The sequence below is a fragment of the Vibrio sp. 9-16B-A1 genome, assembly GCF_056726165.1.
The window spans coordinates 50,426-68,560 of the sequence record NZ_JBSDZD010000005.1 but is presented as its reverse complement, the minus strand read 5'-3'; the positions used below and the strand labels follow the sequence as shown (position 1 = coordinate 68,560).

Annotated in this window: 11 protein-coding genes; 9 read left to right on the top strand and 2 right to left on the bottom strand. The window is 49.7% G+C overall.

Annotated elements, in window-relative coordinates:
* Positions 1-26: 26 nt before the first annotated feature.
* From ACVB80_RS09930 to ACVB80_RS09920, 3 genes are all read left to right on the top strand, one after another.
* Positions 27-1,091, top strand: coding sequence for a TolB family protein (locus ACVB80_RS09930; protein WP_481081132.1), 1,065 nt, complete (start codon positions 27-29; stop codon positions 1,089-1,091).
* A gap of 70 nt (positions 1,092-1,161) precedes the next feature.
* Complete coding sequence (locus ACVB80_RS09925; RefSeq protein ID WP_481081131.1) at positions 1,162-2,223, top strand: TolB family protein; 1,062 nt, start codon at positions 1,162-1,164, stop codon at positions 2,221-2,223.
* A gap of 143 nt (positions 2,224-2,366) precedes the next feature.
* The gene (locus tag ACVB80_RS09920; RefSeq protein ID WP_481081130.1) at positions 2,367-6,926 is read left to right on the top strand and encodes an OmpA family protein; all 4,560 of its coding nucleotides are present in this window, start codon (positions 2,367-2,369) and stop codon (positions 6,924-6,926) included.
* A gap of 56 nt (positions 6,927-6,982) precedes the next feature.
* On the opposite strand, the gene ACVB80_RS09915 is transcribed toward ACVB80_RS09920, so the two are convergent.
* Together ACVB80_RS09915 and tssH are read right to left on the bottom strand one after the other, a co-directional pair.
* Entirely contained in the window at positions 6,983-8,551 is a 1,569-nt protein-coding gene (locus tag ACVB80_RS09915) for a sigma 54-interacting transcriptional regulator (protein ID WP_481081129.1), read from the bottom strand.
* Complete coding sequence (tssH, locus tag ACVB80_RS09910) at positions 8,538-11,210, bottom strand: type VI secretion system ATPase TssH (protein ID WP_481081128.1); 2,673 nt, start codon at positions 11,208-11,210, stop codon at positions 8,538-8,540. Before tssH ends, ACVB80_RS09915 begins: the two co-directional genes overlap by 14 nt.
* Positions 11,211-11,627: 417 nt before the next feature.
* Between tssH and ACVB80_RS09905 the strand changes: the two genes are divergently transcribed.
* From ACVB80_RS09905 to ACVB80_RS09880, 6 genes are all read left to right on the top strand, one after another.
* Positions 11,628-12,146, top strand: coding sequence for an Hcp family type VI secretion system effector (locus tag ACVB80_RS09905; protein ID WP_481081127.1), 519 nt, complete (start codon positions 11,628-11,630; stop codon positions 12,144-12,146).
* Between the two features lie 70 nt (positions 12,147-12,216).
* A complete protein-coding gene (locus ACVB80_RS09900; protein ID WP_481081126.1) occupies positions 12,217-14,295 on the top strand; it encodes a type VI secretion system Vgr family protein in 2,079 nt (692 codons plus the stop codon).
* 8 nt (positions 14,296-14,303) lie between these two features.
* Positions 14,304-14,783, top strand: coding sequence for a hypothetical protein (locus tag ACVB80_RS09895; RefSeq protein WP_481081125.1), 480 nt, complete (start codon positions 14,304-14,306; stop codon positions 14,781-14,783).
* 13 nt (positions 14,784-14,796) lie between these two features.
* Complete coding sequence (locus ACVB80_RS09890) at positions 14,797-16,074, top strand: hypothetical protein (RefSeq protein WP_481081124.1); 1,278 nt, start codon at positions 14,797-14,799, stop codon at positions 16,072-16,074.
* Positions 16,055-17,035, top strand: a complete 981-nt coding sequence (locus ACVB80_RS09885) for a DUF2169 family type VI secretion system accessory protein (protein WP_481081123.1) — start codon at positions 16,055-16,057, stop codon at positions 17,033-17,035. Before ACVB80_RS09890 ends, ACVB80_RS09885 begins: the two co-directional genes overlap by 20 nt.
* Before the next feature lies 1 nt (position 17,036).
* A complete protein-coding gene (locus tag ACVB80_RS09880) occupies positions 17,037-17,975 on the top strand; it encodes a hypothetical protein (protein ID WP_481081122.1) in 939 nt (312 codons plus the stop codon).
* Positions 17,976-18,135: the final 160 nt, after the last annotated feature.

The window sequence follows — 18,135 nt, the reverse complement described above, 5'->3', positions numbered from 1 at the left end:
AAACGGCTTTTTATCAGACAATAATAATGAAAAGAAGACTAACGATACTACTGGCTGTGACTCTGCTTACGGCATGCGGCGAGGATGATGGCCGCACTTACGTCAGCGAACACAACTACTACACCATGGAGATGAGTGAAGGACAGCCGGAAGGTTATGACTGGGCGTACACCGCACAGGAAAAGTTGTTCCCTAAATACTTTGTCTACCGTGCCAAAGAGTGGCCAAGGGAAGATCTCAGCGATGCCAGTTCTTATGATCTGCCAAGGGTTCAGTTTTTCTGGGCCAACCTGGGGGATGAAGATGATCCTATGTATACTAAATACGAAAGAAAAGCCAAAATCTGGAGTATGAAGACTGATGGTACTGATTTAAGGCTGGTAACAGATGATCCCCAAATAGGCTTAAGCGGAAAAGGAAAAATGGCCCGCTCGCCTGATAACCGCTATCTGGCGTATAGCCGGGCCGTTGCTGGTAATGCCGTTTATGATTTAAAAACCGGGGAAACCTATGAGTTAAATGATCACCGTGGCCCGGTTGGTTATTTATGGGCAGAGGACAGCAGTTATCTCTACTTCCGGACCAGTGTGGAAGATGTTTATAAATGGGATGTGAAGACGCATAAAAAGGAGAAGGTTGATTTCTATCTTACTGATGCATCTGTTATTCACAAAGGGAGTCGGTATGTTGTGGCGGATGGTGGTGTAGTGACTTTTAATGAACGTACAGGCCAGAGAATAGAAAGTTCTTCCTGGTATAAAGATGGGTTGTCAGTTGAAGAGGTTAGGCCTGATTATCGCGCTATTACCCCTACAGGGAAATTGGCCTGGGCATCTAACCGGAAAAATACTTTTTTTATCGATATACAAAACGGTAAAGTAGAAGTAAATACAACTGGTATGCCTTATATAGTGGGCCTGAATGGTCGGTTTTTCTCTTCCAATCGCCATGCTATGGTAATGGCGGTCCGGGATCGTGAAACTATGAACGCCTGGACCTGGCGTCCTTTAGGCCATAATCGTACTCTCGAACTAATAAGTCTGTACAACTCCTTTGCTAATAATGGTCTCTGGTTTAAGGTGGCCAAATAATCATGCGTCCCAAAAGTATTCTGAATAAAGTGACAATTAATAATCAAATTTTCCCAGACAGGAAAAAACAATGAAAAAACTACTAACAATATTATTGGCAACAACTTTGCTTGCGGCATGCGGCGAGGATGATGGCCGCACTTACGTCAGCGAGCACAACTACTACACCATGGAGATGAGTGAAGGTCTGCCGGAAGGATATGACTGGGTATTTACCGCAGAGGAACAGCTGTTCCCTAAATACTTTGTCTACCGTGCCAAAGAGTGGCCAAGGGAAGATCTCAGCGATGCCAGTTCTTATGATCTGCCAAGGGTTCAGTTTTTCTGGGCCAACCTGGGGGATGAAGATGATCCTATGTATACTAAATACGAAAGAAAAGCCAAAATCTGGAGTATGAAGACCGATGGTACCGACTTAAGGCTGGTAACAGATGACCCAAAAATAGGCTTAAGCGGAAAAGGAAAAATAGCCCGTTCGCCTGATAACCGTTATTTGGCGTATAGCCGTGCTGTGGCAGGTAATGCCGTTTATGATTTAAAAACAGGGGAAACCTATGAGCTAAATGATCACCGTGGCCCGGTTGGTTATTTATGGGCAGAGGACAGCAGTTATCTCTACTTCCGGACCAGTGTGGAAGATGTTTATAAGTGGGATGTAAAGACGCATAAAAAGGAAAAGGTAGACTTTAGGATAAATGATACTGGCTTAATTTATAATGATAATAGAATTACAGTATCTGACTTAGGGGTTAGTATATTTGATGAAAAAAGTGGTGCTAGAAAGGACTTGATTCTTTGGAATAAGGGGCTTTCTATAGAAGATGCCCGTTCTGAATATCGTTCCGTTAGTCCTACGGGTAAATATGCCTGGGCATCTAACCGGAAAAATACTTTCTTTATCGATATACAGGACGGTAAAGTAGAAGTAAATACAACACCAATGCCATATATAGTTGGGGTGGGGGGGCGATATGGGACCGAAGTTCCTCATGCTACAGTTATCGCCGTCAGAGACTATAAGACAATGAAAGCATGGGATTGGCGCCCATTAGGTCATAACCGGACTTTAGAGGCGATGAGCCTGTACAACGCTTTTGCTAATAATGGCCTCTGGTTTAAGGGGGCCAAATAAAAATGCGTAGTTTAGAGCAAGAATATTATCTTTTTGGTTGTTTTTTTCATATTGACGAAGAGGCTTCAGAAGTCGCTTTCCTTAATTGGCATAAAGAATCCGATCTTACTGAGGAACATAAACTAGATAGAAAAATCCGTCCAGTGCCTCTGACCCCTATCCTAGCCGATATCTCCGGTGGTAAAGATATCCGCCTTTGGGGCACGAACATCGAAGGCAAGCTGATGGAACTGGGGATGGGCCTCCCGGTTGAACAGGTGCAGGTGACCAAGGAGGAACAGGAAAAGGCTGAAGATAAGGCTGATGGTGGGGACTCACCGGAAGAGAACAATGAGGAAAGGGTGCTGCTGCACCATGCCGCTAGAGTAGAAAAGCTGAAGCCGGACGCCGACTACAGACTGAGTTTTCCGCCATTAAACCTTTTGGCGCAGATGATTGGTGAGCCACAGGGAGAAGGCGCAGCGGAGCCCCGCGCACTGGCAGACAATCTGCAGAGCTTTGTTAAGGCGGTGGACAGCAGAGTTGAGAGTGTGCCCTTTAAGCTGACAAAAATCCTGCCATCACAACTGGCTCCGGCTTATAAAGCGGAGACAGGGCTGGTGCTGAGCCCTCAGCAGGAGGCCTATAACCGCTGGCGGGAAAAAAGGTTGGCTGAAGATAAGCCAATTAAAGGCTTTTTAATGCCGGCCATGCATACCTGTGCGGTCGTGTTCAGCGACCCGCTCTATGTTGGAGCGGAGGTCTCTCTGGTCAGGCCGGTCAGGGAGGTTGAAGCAGGTAGTGTTGCTGATGCTGGCGAAGAGGTTATTGCAAGTCAGGTTGTAATGGCACCGGCATTTGATGATGAAACTGACGCTCTGCCATGTGCGTTGTTCAACTTCGATCCTGCTCAGGTTGATGACGGATTTTATCTGATCCGGGTAGAGTTCTGGCAGCGAAAATATGAGGAGCTTCACCAGGCGAAGGGCTTAAAACTGCCGGAAAGCGTCAAACAGGCCAATATTAAAAAAGTCTTCATTGTGAAAGAAGAAGACAAGAAAGACAAAAAAACCAAGCCCAAACCCCAGAACATGTACAGCTATGAACTGCATGAAAAACTGGTATTTAAGCCCAGCCCCGGTCTTGGCAAAATCGCCTGCGTTTGCGGTGATATGGTGACGCTGGAAGAAACCCTGATCCAACAGTTTCCGGACAGGTTGCCGAAATACAGTGACTATGTAACCCAGGGTCTTACCCATAAAGTAAAGAGTTACCCGGGTCTGGCGCCGCTTTCACTGGCGGGCACCATTACTAAAACCACTGAGTCTTTGACGTCAGATTTTGTTTCTGCAGAGGGCCTTAAGTTGAATGGCACTCCTAAAGAAATCGCGCAGACCATAGGCTTATCGCTTTGGGAAAACTCAGAGAAATCCCAGATCCCCCCAATCGTGATGAATGGCCTGGCGATGAATGCGGCGATCTCTGCCCAGAAAGACGGCTGGAGCAAGCTGAAAACGGCAAAGATTCTTGCCAGAAGAAACCTGAGTTTTAAGCAGACCGCCGGGCTGCTGTTTAAGAAAGCGATATTTGATACCAGCTATATTAAGCGGATGTATGAGCTTGGGAATAAATCTGCTTCCGGAAACATAGTGGGTGGTATCGGGCGTCTGTCTCAGTCCTGGGCTAAGGGCGCGTTACTCAGCAAAGGGATGCCATTGGTCAGTACCGGAGCAGAAGCACTGGAGGCCTACCAGACTTATAAAGGTTACAGCAGTGCTATTACTGACGCGGATAGTGCCTATCAGAATCTGGAGACATTGGCTGAGAGTTACCTTAAGCACCTGACGTTTGTTAAGAAATATGATTCAAAAGAGCTGTGGCAGGAGAAAGCCGCAGCGGTTCAGAAGAAACTGGGAGAAGATGCCAGAATAATCCTGGATGAGCAGGGTATTGCGATCCACCTGCACTTTAAATTTAACTCGGCACTACTCGAGAACGAGATAAGACCACTGCACACTGATTTTAAAGTTATCTGCGCTAAGCTATGTCAGTTGCTTGAAGAGAATCCGGATTATCAGGTGGTGATTGAAGGCCACGCCGGGCTTATCGGTAGTGAAGAGAACAACTATAAAGTCTCTGAGATGCGCGCCAACTTTATCAGTGACGCTATCCTGGCCCCGGCGCAGGATAGAGAAGCAATAGAACCACGTCTGGTCAAACAGTACTTTGGTAAAAGCCAGCTTACCCGCGGAAGTGCAGCTAACTATAACGATACCAAAGATACTTCAGATTCCGCTGATATAGCGATAGACCGCCGGGTAGAGATAAGGCTGGTCATTCCTGATTTTAAAGTTTCCCTGCCACCAAGCCGCACAGGTGCGATGAAGCTGGAAAGTCTTCATCAGCTCTGGCAGGCGCATTTAATGCAGGCAGAAGAGCACAAAAAAGAGCTGATAGTGTCTGCACTGGATGCGATGTGCAGTGTGGCGCTTCTCACTCCGGCTGCTCCTTATGCCGCGTTTTACTATATTGGCGATGCTTCGCTCGGACTCTTAGGCACTGCGGCGGATTTTTTCGACTCACTTTATGGTGAGAATACGTTTGCTGAGATGAAAGCGCAGTTTAAAGTCAAAAACGATCTGAGCACTCTGGGTAAACTCAACCAGCGGATTCTTAAGCAATATCATGAAGTAAACCATAAGATTGAAACCCAGGAGGTGTCGGCAGCAGATTTGTCAGCACACCTGAAAAGCCAGATCAGCCGGGATGAGTTGCTGAAACGGTTTTTGTTAAGGGCGTATGCGCTCAACTCCCTGTCAGAGCTGCTGGCAATTATTTCTTCCAGGTTTGGCAGTCAGGAAAAGCTGGTTGAGCAGTACCAGGTCGGACGGTTTATTGAACAGTATGTGATGAGTGATAACTGGGAGATCTCGACACTGGATGGTAATACACTGGCCCAGAGCTGGATAAACCGGTTTGGTTATAACCCAACCAGTAATTACTATTCTGCTAACTGCTATGCTCAGCAGTGGAGTAATAAGGTTTCCGGCAGATTTAACAGCGGCTTTCCTGTACAAACCGCGTTATTTCTGGACAAAGCAGAAAAAGCGCTGGAGTCTTTTAGCCGGGATTTTGACCTGTCCGAACATCACATTGACAAAGACCATATTGGTTTCAGCCGCCTGCTGGTAATGGACGAAAGTAGTCAGAAGTGGGTGACGTATGCATACTGGTTAAAGAATAAGGCAAAAACAGGGGAACGAATTGGCCCTCAGACCCGGATAAAAGTTCAGGTTATCCTGAATAAAGCTGGCACGGATGAAGCCAAAACGGTGTTTGTTAGCCCATTGTCCTACAAGGCGGTGGTGACCGGTCTGGATATTGACGGCCCGGCTTATGATGTACTGTTTACCCATAAATCCTGTTCCGAGTTTGCAGACCCTGATGGCTTAATAAAGGTGTTCTTTGATGGGCAGGGAGAACCGTTATTGAGCGGCGTTGAGTTTGAGCCGACATACTGGTTTGGTATGTATGAGATCCATGGTTTGAAGCCACTGTGTGCGGTTAACTTGTGGGCACAGGCCAAGGCCCTCTTCAGTTTTAAGAGCGATTTTGAGTATTTCAGGGAGAAAAATGGTTTCCATGCGATGGAGTACGCTTTCTTTTTAGGTCACTCGAAACTGGAACTGGCTTGCACAGGAGAAGCTTACGGCATGAGGATGACAAGAGACTCTCTCACTTATGGCGTAACGGATAAATACCGTGAGCAAAAAGCTTATGACGGTATGTACATCCGGGAGACAAGATTCAGTGACAGTGATTTTCTGATTGAAGATTTTGTTATGAGCCAGTCTGCAAACCGAAGAGAGAACACACCTGCCTTGATTAGCGGTAAAACCTTTACATTAGCTGCGGTCGAGATTGGTGGTGAGCTCAGGTTCATTGATGAATGGAACTACAGTGAGGTCACCAGGCAGTTTGACTGGAGCAATGAACAGTCATTTTGCCTTTACTTTGCAGTATTGGGAGATGAAACTGCGCATAGTGATTACAACAAAATGGGGCTGGATCCAAACCGCAGTCCGGTCACCATGCAACTTGCAGGTGATGGGCCGGTTCTGCATTCTCATATGTATTACTCGGGTGAGGTTGCGCTGAGTAAAACAATGCAGATTTCAAAAGACAATAGTGGTGGTTACACGTATGACTACGACTTTGACTTTGGACATCAGTCCTTACTGGCCGGTGGTGAAAGTGACCTCGCGAACTTTGCTGAGCAGTCAATGGAATACCTGGAGAAGAATGACAGTAAGTACGGAAACAAGCTGGCAGGCACAACGAAAAAGCATATGTATGTAATGAAATTTGACTTTGCATACTCAGCGCCAAATGGCAAACGAATCCAGGGACTACGCCCATTTGGCAAGATGCTCAATGGGGAGTCCATGTATGCCTTACAGCTTAAAGTTGGGCATTTGCGCCAGACTGGCGTCAATGTCAGCTATGACGTGCCAGATACTCAGTTATTGCTTCCTAAAGCAGAGAGTTATTTCACAGGCATGCCCTGGAGTGCGGATATTGAAGAAACGAAAGTGGACAACCTGCCTGTATACCGCCATTGGGGGCAGATGGATACTGAAGCAAGGAAAAAGTGGGTTAAAAAATGGATAGAAGACCACTCAACTTCACTTGACGCGCCACAAGCAGCGTTAATGCAGATTTAACACTAATAAAAAAACCGCCCAAATCAAACGGGCGGTTTTCTTTTATCAGCCAGCCATCACGCCGGACTTATCTCATACTTCTTCATCTTATGATTCAGTGTACTGAGCGGCAGTGACAGTTGCTCGGCTGCCCGTTTGGTCTGCCAGTTGCAGGCGTTGAGGCATTCGATGATCACGTTGCGCTCGTACTGTCCTACGACGTCCTTCAGCGGCATATCCAGGTTTGTTTCCGGCAGGGAAACGCTTTGGTTTTCTGCCTCCGGTACCAGTTCACCGAAATCTATGGTGGTGATGGTATCCAGATCTGAAAGCAGCAGTGAACGTTCAACGATATTTTTCAGCTCCCGCACGTTGCCCGGGTATGGGTATTCCAGCAGTTGCTGACGCACTTTCGCACTCAGTGCCGGAGCCTGCGCAAGTTGCAGGTGTTGACTGGCATGGCGGATAAAGTGCTCAGCCAGAGGCAGAACATCGTCCCGGCGTTCGCGCAGCGGCGGCAGGGTAATCGGGAATACATTGAGGCGGTAAAAAAGGTCAGCCCGGAACTCATTGTTTTTTATCTTCTGATGAAGATTGCAGTGAGTTGCCGCGATAACCCGGACATCAATGTCTATCTCAGAGCTGGAGCCAACCGGGCGAAGTTTCCGTTCCTGCAGCACCCTGAGCAGCTTGGCCTGCAGCAGCAGCGGCATATCGCCTATCTCATCGAGAAACAGGGTACCGCCGTTTGCGGCTTCAAACAGGCCAATTTTGTCCTTGTCTGCGCCGGTAAATGCGCCTTTCTTGTGCCCAAACAGCTCGGACTCCAGCAGTTGCTCTGGTATGGCCGCACAGTTTTGTACTACCAGGGGATTGCTGGCGCGGGAGGAGTTATCGTGAATGTATTTGGCAATCACTTCCTTACCGGCACCCGTCTCGCCCCGCAGCAGTACGTCAACCGGAAGCGGCAGGATCTTATCCACCCGTTTCAGTACGCTGAGCATAGACTCACTTTCTGCAATCGGGCCGTCATAGCCTGGCGTGGAACGTTGTTTAAGCTGACGGTTTTCCCGGTTCAGAGCCGCGTTGTCGGCAGTCAGGTCTTTAACCATACAGCCATACTGTTCCAGCCAGATCGCCTGGCGGATACTGGTTGCGGCTATTTGGGTGAAGGCCTGCAGGCTGGCTTCATCGTCAATCGCGCCCAAATCAAACAGCACCAGAAGCCCGACGCTTTTCTGCTGATGATCGATAAGCGGCCACGCGAGCAGGTTGGTGCTCTGGATTTGCATCGCCCGCTCGGACTGGTAGACGGTTTCACAGTCGTACCCGTTGTACTGGTAGAGATCGTTGATCAGTACCACTTCACCATTACGTATTGCAAAGCCGAAAGGGTCACTGTCGCTGAGCTCATCAATAACCATTGAAGGCCAGGGATGGTCGGTCATCGCCTTGTCATTGTGCTGGACAATGCTGGGGTTGAGAGACTGCCCGGTTTGATCAAGTACATAGATGATCCCGTGCCGGGCAAAGGTCAGCTGCCTTGCGGCAGCCAACACAGCATCCAGAGTGGAAGTCAGCTGATTGCGGTCAGCCAGGGACTGGCTGATCGCAAGCAGAGCTCCATTGAGATCACTCGAATGCATACCCAACGGTTCCCTGTTCGTCCACTGAAATCACAATTTGTGTATGGGCATCATCTTTTTCCTGAGTCAGCAACTGAGCGGATAACTGAGGCAGCAACTGGCGGTTGATTACCGCGTCAATATTGCGCGCGCCGGTTTCTGCCAGGCGGCAGTTGCCCAGGATGAATTCAACCAGATTGTCACCGTAGCTCAGTGACAGTTTATGGTTGTCCTGAAGGCGCTTAGAGACTTTACCCAGTTTGTGATGGATGATGTCACTCATTGCTTCGTCAGACAGCGGCACAAACGGCAGTACCGACATACGGGCCAGCAGAGCCGGCTTGAAGTGCTGGTTCAGCGCCGGACGGATCGCTTCTGCAATTGTATTGGTATCGATATCCTGAGACTGCTGGACCAGTGATTCAATCTCGTGAGTCGCCAGGTTACTGGTCATGATGATCAGGGTATTTTTGAAGTCGATGGCCCGGCCTTCTCCGTCATTCAGGGTACCCTTGTCAAATACCTGGTAGAACAGGTTCAGTACTTCAGGGTCGGCTTTTTCAACTTCATCCAGCAGAACCACGGAATAAGGGCGCTGACGCACGGCTTCAGTCAGCATACCACCTTCACCATAACCGACGTAGCCCGGAGGAGAACCGATCAGGCGTGAGACGGTGTGTTTCTCCTGGAATTCTGACATGTTGATGGTGGTCATAAAGCGCTCACCACCAAACAGCTGATCGGCGATCGCGCGGGCGGTTTCGGTCTTACCTACGCCACTCGGGCCTACCAGCAGGAACACGCCGGTTGGTGCATCCGGGTTACCCAAGCCTGCTTTCGCGGTTTGGATCCCTTCTGCCAGTGCGTCGATAGCAAATTCCTGGCCTTTGATGCTGTCAGTCAGGCTTTGTTTCAGTTTCAGCGTGGTTTCAGACTCGTCCTGCAGCACTTTGCCCATAGGGATACCAGTCCAGTCTGAGATCACGTGGCTGACTTCATCCGGGCCTACTTCAAAGTGAACCAGAGGATTGCTCTGGCGGATAGCGTCAAGCTGTTCCTGACAGGCAGAAATAGCGATACGTACCGATTCTTCATCCATCTCTGCGTATGGTGAGACTTCTGTCTCTTCAGAATCGTCTTCTGATGTCAGCTCCGGCTTTTCGGTTTCTGTCACCAGTTCGTGCAGGCGCGCGCGCAGGGCGATCATCTGCTGGATCTGTTCTTTCTCCTGGTTCCACTGTGCTTCCAGCGTCTCCAGTTCCGCGCGGGTGTTTTCCATTGCGGTTTTCAGGTCAGGAATGGTTGCCAGGCTGTGCTTATCGCCGGTCTGCTGAAGTGCATCGCGCTCAAGGGCTTCCAGTTCACGGCTCTGGGCGGCCAGTTCCTGTTGCAGCGTTTCAACAGGCGCAGGAACCGCGTTCAGGCTGATGTTGACCCGGGCACAGGCGGTATCAAGTACGTCAATAGCCTTATCCGGCAGCTGGCGTCCCGAGATATAGCGCGCAGACAGTGCCGCAGCTGCACTGATAGCATCATCCCGTACGTAAACGTTATGTGCTTTCTCATAAGCCGGGCGAAGGCCGCGGATGATAAGCGCTGCCTGCTCTGGCGACGGTTCGTCGAGTTTCACAAGCTGGAAGCGGCGCGCCAGAGCCGGATCTTTTTCAAAGTATTTTTTGTACTCAGACCAGGTGGTAGCTGCGATGGTTTTTACTTCTCCGCGGGCAAGGGCAGGCTTTAGCAGGTTGGCTGCATCGCTGCCGCCAGCCTGGTTTCCGCCACCAACCAGAGTATGGGCTTCATCGATAAACAGAATGATTGGCGTTGGTGAGTTTTTCACTTCATCGAGTACTGCGTTAAGGCGCTTTTCAAACTCGCCTTTTACTGACGCACCAGCCTGAAGCAGGCCCATATCAAGGCCGTACAGCTCAACGCCTTTGAGGTTATCCGGCACTTCACCCTGAACAATTTTAAGTGCAAGGCCTTCGACTACAGCGGTTTTACCCACACCTGGCTCACCTACTGCGATAGGGTTGTTCTTGCGGCGGCGCGCGAGGATATCGACGATCTGACGGATTTCCTGGTCACGGCAGAAGACAGGGTCGATCTCACCGTTGCGGGCTTTGCCCGTAAAGTCGGTAGTAAACTTGCTCAGTGCCGAGCCTTCTTCACGTGCCTGGGTTGATTCAGAGGAAGCTACCTGAGCTTCGATTGAGCTGGCGGTCAGCTCTGCAAAGTTGCGTTTTACGTTGTCTGCGCTGATGGATTCCAGCAGTTCGGCGTAACCGCGCTGGCCGTAACGAAGAGGGTTGCTGACAAGAGTAAGCAGGAGTGCACCGGAGCGGATCTGAGTCTGGGAAAGGTCCAGGGAAGAGAGCAGCCAGGCTTCCTGTAACCATTCGATCAGCAGGGCAGAGAACACGGGTTTGCCGCCGTTACCTTTTGCAGAGTTTTCCAGAGAGGACTGAACCGACTGCCTTAGCAGGTGTTCAGAGCACTCAAAGTGGTTCAGAAGAATGTCAAAGTCACTGTTAGGGCGCTCAAGCAGGCTCAGAAGGAAGTGCTCTATCTGAACCTCAGAGGCGCGGCCTGAAACAGCTAAAGCCGCCGCGTCTTCCAGAGCCACTTTTGCCAGTGGGTGAAGACGCTGAATTAATGAACTGAGGTTGATGTTAATCATTGCTGAATTATTCTCATGAGTAAAAAAACAGCACGATTATACTTATTTTGAAAAAAATCCTTCTCTGAACGGCCTGAAATCAGGGTGTTTTCCAGTGAGATTGAAGGGTGTGACAGATATATTAACGGCCCGTCTGTTTCCTGTTTGGTTGAATTGATTATATTGCTAGTTAAATTGCACGTTTTGCTTGTTGTTTCGAGCGATTTTGTGATTTCCTGCTCCCGGTTTAGACTGGGAACAAGAAATTGTTATTTAATCCAAAAAATTGGATAGGAAATTGGATTAAAAACAGATTTGTTAGTTTAAGTTGTTGTTTTTGTTTGATTTAAAAGTTGGCACGCTGGTTGCAATATACAATTCATATCGCGGTGAATAGCGATTTGGTAATTTAAAACTGTATTTAAGAAGGAAATAACGATGCCAACTCCAGCATATATGTCAATCAAAGGTGAAACTCAAGGTGATATTACTAAAGACGCTTACTCTGCGGACTCAGTAGGTAACACCTGGCAGGAAGCTCACGTAGATGAGTTCCTGGTTCAGGAACTGGACCACGTTCTGACTGTACCACGTGACCCACAAAGCGGTCAGCCAACAGGCCAGCGTGTACACCGTCCGGTTATCGTGACCAAGCAGCAGGACCGTTGTTCTCCACTGCTGTTCAACGCACTGGTTAGTGGTGAAAAACTGCCAGAGTGTCAGATCCGTTTCTACCGTACTTCAACTCAGGGTAAGCAAGAGCATTACTACACCATCAAACTGATCGACGCACTGCTTGTTGATATGCAAACCCGCATGTCTCACTGTCAGGACGCATCAACTTCTGACCGCGTTGTAGAAGAAGTGCTGAAGCTGACATACCGTGCTATCGAAGTAACTCACGAAAACTGTGGTACTGCTGGTAACGACGACTGGCGTGCACCACGCGAAGCTTAATAAAAAGCTGCGGAATAACGCAGGGCCAGGATTCCTGGCCCTTTTCTAGTATTTGTATCAGGTAAAAGATATGGGAAATGAACTTGAGTTTAAAGTTGATGTACAAGGCGTTGGAGCTGAGCTGAGGGTAGAGAGCTTTAACGTGACTGAGAAAGTATCAGAACCTTATCGCGTTACTTTGTCATTGCTTTCACCTGATGCAGATATCACCTTTGAATCTATGATGCGCCGGTCAGCTGCGCTTTCGGTTTATGGGCAGGGCATAGCCGAATCCCGGATATTTCACGGTATGGTCAGTGAGTTTCGTTATCTGGGGCAGGGCAGGCGTTTCAGTCGTTATGAACTGGTTCTGGTTCCTCATGCCTGGTTCCTGAGCCAGAGGCAGGATTGCCGTATTTTTCAGAACCAGTCGGTAAAAGACATTGTTACGGCCGTTTTTTCTGACGCAGGGATCACGGATTACCGCTGGGAGTTGTCCGGAAACTACCCCCCTAAAGAGTATGTACTGCAGTACCGTGAATCTGATCTGAAATTTGTTCAGCGTATGCTTGCAGAGCACGGGATCTGGTATTACTTCGAGCATTCTGCCGAAACACATACAATGGTATTGCTCGACAGTAACGATGCCATAAAGCCGCTGATGTCTACTCCGGCGAATGCCTCGTATATAGGGCCGGTTCTGTTTCATGGTGATGCTGGCGGAGTGCCGGACCGTGAACATATCTTTGGTCTCGAGACTTCTGACCGGGTTCGTTCCGGCTCAGTTGCCTATGGTGACTATAACTACAATCATCCGCGCATCCCTCAGGGAACTGTTTCCGCCCGGGAGCTGGATACTGATCTGGCTGAGTACGACTATCCTGGACGTTATACCGACCCTGCTTTGGGGGCGACCCGTGTCGGCGAGTGGCTTTCCACTCACCACGTAGAGAGCCATCAGGTTGAAGGTTCCAGCTGTGTGATGCGTCTCATCCCTGGTTACAGTTTCAATATTACCCGCCACCCGCGCGAAGCCCTCAATCGGGACTTTACACTGCTGGCCGTAATGCACAGCGGACATGATCCCCAGGTGCATGAAGAAGAAAGAAGCGGATTACCCACGACCTATGAGAACCGCTTTGTCTGCATACCCGGAGATACAGTTTTCCGCGCAGAAAAACATGAGGCTCCCGTTGTAGACGGACCTCAGACCGCGGTGGTAGTTGGCCCGGCAGGGGAAGAGATCTATACCGATGAAATGGGCCGGATCAAGGTCCAGTTTCACTGGGATCGCTACGGAGAGTACAACGAGGAGTCCGGTTGTTGGATCCGTGTCAGTCAGTCGATGGCCGCTCCGAACTGGGGAGCCGTATACCTGCCACGCATTGGCCACGAAGTTGTTGTCACTTTCCTTGAAGGCGATCCTGACCGTCCACTGGTGACCGGTGCGGTGTACCATGGTCTTCATAACCCGGCATATAGCCTGCCGGAGAATAAAACCCGCACCGTTCTTCGCACACAAACCCATAAAGGTGATGGCTACAACGAACTGAGCTTTGAAGATGAGGCAAACCAGGAAGAGATCTACTTCCATGCTCAGCGTGATATGTCGACCAAAGTTCTGCGTAACCGCTACAGGGATATCGGTGAAGATGAGTTCCTGAAGGTTGGCCGCCACCAGACCAACGAGGTGGACGGAAACCACAGTGAAACCATCAAAGGCCACAAGACTACTCAAGTAGACGGCACATTCACAGAAGTCGTGGAGCAGGATGTCACCGTTACTTATAACGCCAATGAAACGAACTCTGTTGCCAAAGATGTCAGCATCAGTATCGGCCAGAACCGTACTACAAAAATCGGTCAGAATGATGAGCTGAGTATCGGTGAGAACAGCAAGCTGTCCGTTGGAATGCAGCGGACAACGGAAATTGGTAAGGATGATACTTCCACTATTGGAGGAAACCTCACCGTCAGCGTTACCGGTAATACGTCCTATCAGTCCGATAAAAGTACTCAGGTCATCAGTGGTGAGAACATTGTACTCAAAACAGGTGCTTCTCAACTGGTGATGAGTGCTGATGGTTCTATAAAGCTGAGTGGCAGTTCGATTTCCATCGTTGGCAGTGACAAAGTGATCGTCAATGGTGCGAAGGTGGCGGTCAACTGATGCAGGAAATGATAAAGCAACATGCATTAGCTCCTGAGACTCTGGCTGCTGCGCAGGATGCGCAGGCCGGAGTCTCGCGCTTTGGCTGGATCACAGACATTCAGCAGGACAGCCGTTCAGTCAGGGTCGACTTTGAAGGAAATCCTTTTGGAACATCTGTCAGTGCCCGACTGGGACGGGGATTTCGTCGCAGCGAACTGCAAATGGCTGTCGACAACCGGCTTTCGTGCCGGATTGAGTTCGTAAACAGCGATATCAGCCTGCCGGTTGTAACGGATATTTTCTTCTCGATTCTTGAGCAGGATGAACTCAGGTTGAGTGCAAAAAAAATAGTTCTCGAAGCAGAGCAGCAGGTTGTGGTTCATAGTGGCGATGCGTCTGTGAAGCTTGATGGGCGGAATGGACGTGTGGTTACTGAAGGCAAACATGTTGCCTCTCAGGCTCAGCAGACCCAGAAGATCGCCGGTGCGACGGTTTCCATTAATTAATTTCAGATAGTCGATGATCATTCAGCAGTTACAAGATGCCCGTGAACAGCTTGCAGAGCTTCAGGCGTTTGCTCCTGACAGCCCGGAAACCTGCTTTTGCCAGGAAAAAGCCGTGCTGGCAGCTCAGGAAGTGACATTTCTTCTTATGCAGCAAAACCGTTTCTATGAAAAAGGTTTTCCCTGCTCTTCCCAGTCATACTGGCAGGTGACGGAGAATAAACTTTGTCGCCTCAAACGGGTGATGCTGGCTTTGTTTCGCCGGAACCCGGCTTACATACTTACCCTGTCGGCTGCTGAGCCGCTCAGTGTCGTCTGGTTTTTGCTGGATCCTGAGGCAAAGGCCGTCAACGGGAATGCATTGATGTGGGCAGTTTGCCTGCTTGATGAGTGTCGTGAGGAAGACTGGCTGCAGCTGGCCTGCCGGGCAGAGAACGAGTCACTGACATTGCTCGCTGAGGCTTTGCTTGCCCAGGGTGCTCAGCATTCAGAGTGCCTGTTTCAGATGTTACTGCTCCGCGGAGATCTTACAGTGCGCACGGCAACGGCGTTGCTGGATGATGAAAAAAACAGCATATCTGAGCTGATGATTCGCCGCTTCCTTGCGACACAAAACCATGCGCCAAGTGTTGAGTGGCTGATGGAGCGCGATGTAACTTTTGAATCGCTGCTGAGCCGGGCTGATAAACGTTCTTTTGTTGAGCGCGTAGCGGACAACGGGAAGGATACGGAGCTGTTTGATCAGATCCTCAACGATAACCTGTTGCCGATAGAGCTTACAGACCCTGTTTCCGCGATTGCATTTGGCCTTGCCGGAGTGCCTGAGCGAATGCCGGAGCTGCTGGATGAGCTCCGGTTCTATATGGATACCAACTCCCCGGATGAGGTTGATGAGTCTCTGATCTGTCACTGGATCTCAGCCATGTATCTGATCTTTGGTGACGCACTGCCTGTGAAGCCGGAGCAGGTCGGTGGAGAGCTTACCTGCCATGACGTTTTATACGATGTCGACCAGTGGTGGCAGGAGTATTCTTTGCAGGCCAGGTCATCTGGCAGGATGGGAAGTACTCTTTCCTTCCACAACTCTCTGTCTGCTCTTCAGTCCCCCTACCTTAATGCAGAGTTCAGGCGCTGGATCTGGATGGAGCTCTGTTTGATATGCGAAGCGTATTTCCCCTGGCACAGTTGGTGGAGTGAAGCAAAACAGCTCAGTATTCTGTCGAGGTTCCGCAGCCATAACTATGCCAAAGAACGGTTTAACCTGAGGGGGCAACATGCAACTCTGGAGTATTGATGAAGGAGGGGCCGCGCCTGTAAAAGGCCGCTTCATCCGTTGCCACGAAGGGCGATCCCATTGGGTTCTGGCGACCAAGAGAGTGTTTCGTTTTGATGGGCTGACATGGATTGAAGACAACAGTGAATGTCAGATCCTCGACGAGCCGGTTTATGCCGGAGAGGCCGGATTTTCAGCAATGTACTGCGATCAGGATTTGGTAGTCAGTAAAAAAGCGACCGATGTCTGCCTTTACGGGAAAGCCAGGACACCAGCGGGTGCTCCGAAAAAGCAGATGCTTTGTCGTCTGTTTATCGATGGGCATATTGATAAAACGCTGAAGGTAACAGGCGAACGATTCTGGGTAGACCAGCTTGGCAGTGTGACCGTTTCTCACCCGATCGAGTTTGTGGAGCGGGCAACGGACTACTCGCTGGCGATTGGTGGAGAAGATGAGAGAAACCGGATTGGATGCGGTGCAGGAAGTTCGGTTCGTGAACTTACGGCCCAGAGCGTTCCTTCCGTGTTCAAACCAGATCAGGACTGGAAGCCAGACACGACCAAAGTTGATGTGTACGGCTTTGGCGCGGTCCCGCCTTTTTTCAGCCAGAGGGCAAAACTGGCGGGTACGTTTGATCAGGAATGGCTTGACAACCGGAAGCCTCTTTATCCTTCTGATTTTAATCCTGATTTCTATCAGTCAGCACCTGATGACCAACAATGCAACGGATTTATGACAGGTGGGGAGCGTGTCGTAGCGGCAGGTTTTCACCCGGATTTCAGTTTTAACTTTCTGGTCCCTCATGACAGGGCGCAGGGGTATGTCATGCTTCGTGATGGCACCGCGCTGGAGAGGCCAATGGATTTGCACACACTGTTTATTGATACCGGGACTCAAACGGTCAGCCTGACCTACTCATGTGCATTTGAGAGTCAGGGGCTCGAAGAGAAGATTGAATCAAGTGGAGTAAGGTGGGGGTAGTATGCAGGGAATCTATATTCTGAACTCGGAGCTGGTCGCTCCGACAGGAATGGATTGTGAGCTGGCAGTCGCCACGGCTGAAGCCGATCTCGGGCGCTTTGGCAGCAGGAATGATCCGTTTGATGAAGCTGAGCCCAAATCGACGGGTAAGCTGGAGTATCTGGTCAGTTCTGAACCTGTGGAGCGGTGCAACGAGGCAATCAGCCTGCTGATTAATGCCCTGCTGGATAAGCTGCCTCCTTCGTTAAAACCACTTCCGGTCAGGGTTTCTGTCCCTGAAACACTGGATACCAGTAATGTTCTCGAATGGCTTAAGGAGCAGGAGTGGAGCAGGTTCCTGTCCAGAATAGAGGTGGTTCAGGAATCAGGCGGAAAGTTTATCCAGACGTCTGTTCGCGCGGTGACAGACTGCGATGCTCTGTTATGTGTTTCCTATGATAATCCGGAGCAGGACTTTGAAGAGTATGCAAAACGTAAGGAACTGATATCAGGCAGTAATCCATGGGGCGTTATCGTCAGTGAGGGCGGGGCCGGTTTTGTTCTTACAAAGCGTAATGTTGTGGATACTCTCAAGCTGAAACCACAGGGGAAGATCCTGTACCTGAACAGCACGCGGGCATTGCTCAATCAGGGCGGCCTGACAAGTCTGGTGCGCAATGCTGCCCGGCACCACCGGTCTTTTGGCTACAGCTATAGTGATATGCGCAATTGCCGCAGTCATTCTGAAGATTACGGCTTTGCAGTGGGGGCCAGAACTGAGTGTTTTCCGGAGCCACACAACGTCCGGCTGACGAATGAACTGTGGGGGTTTTTGCGAAACAGCTCCGGGCCGGTGTGTATGTCTCTGGCAAGCAATGAACTGGAGGCGAAGCGGGTGGCCAGTCTTTATCTGTATGACGCGGATAACTCCCATACTATGGTTGTCCTGGAAGGGGTCTAATTCAACACCAGGGAAACCTGTGCATTTAACAGCAATTTTATCCTCAGGACAGGCAAAATAACTTTTCTTATAGCCATTGTGTTTGTTTTGCAATTCACAATTGAAAACAGCTGACCTGAATAATTAAGATTCACGCATAATAATTTCAGTTGGCGCTAAA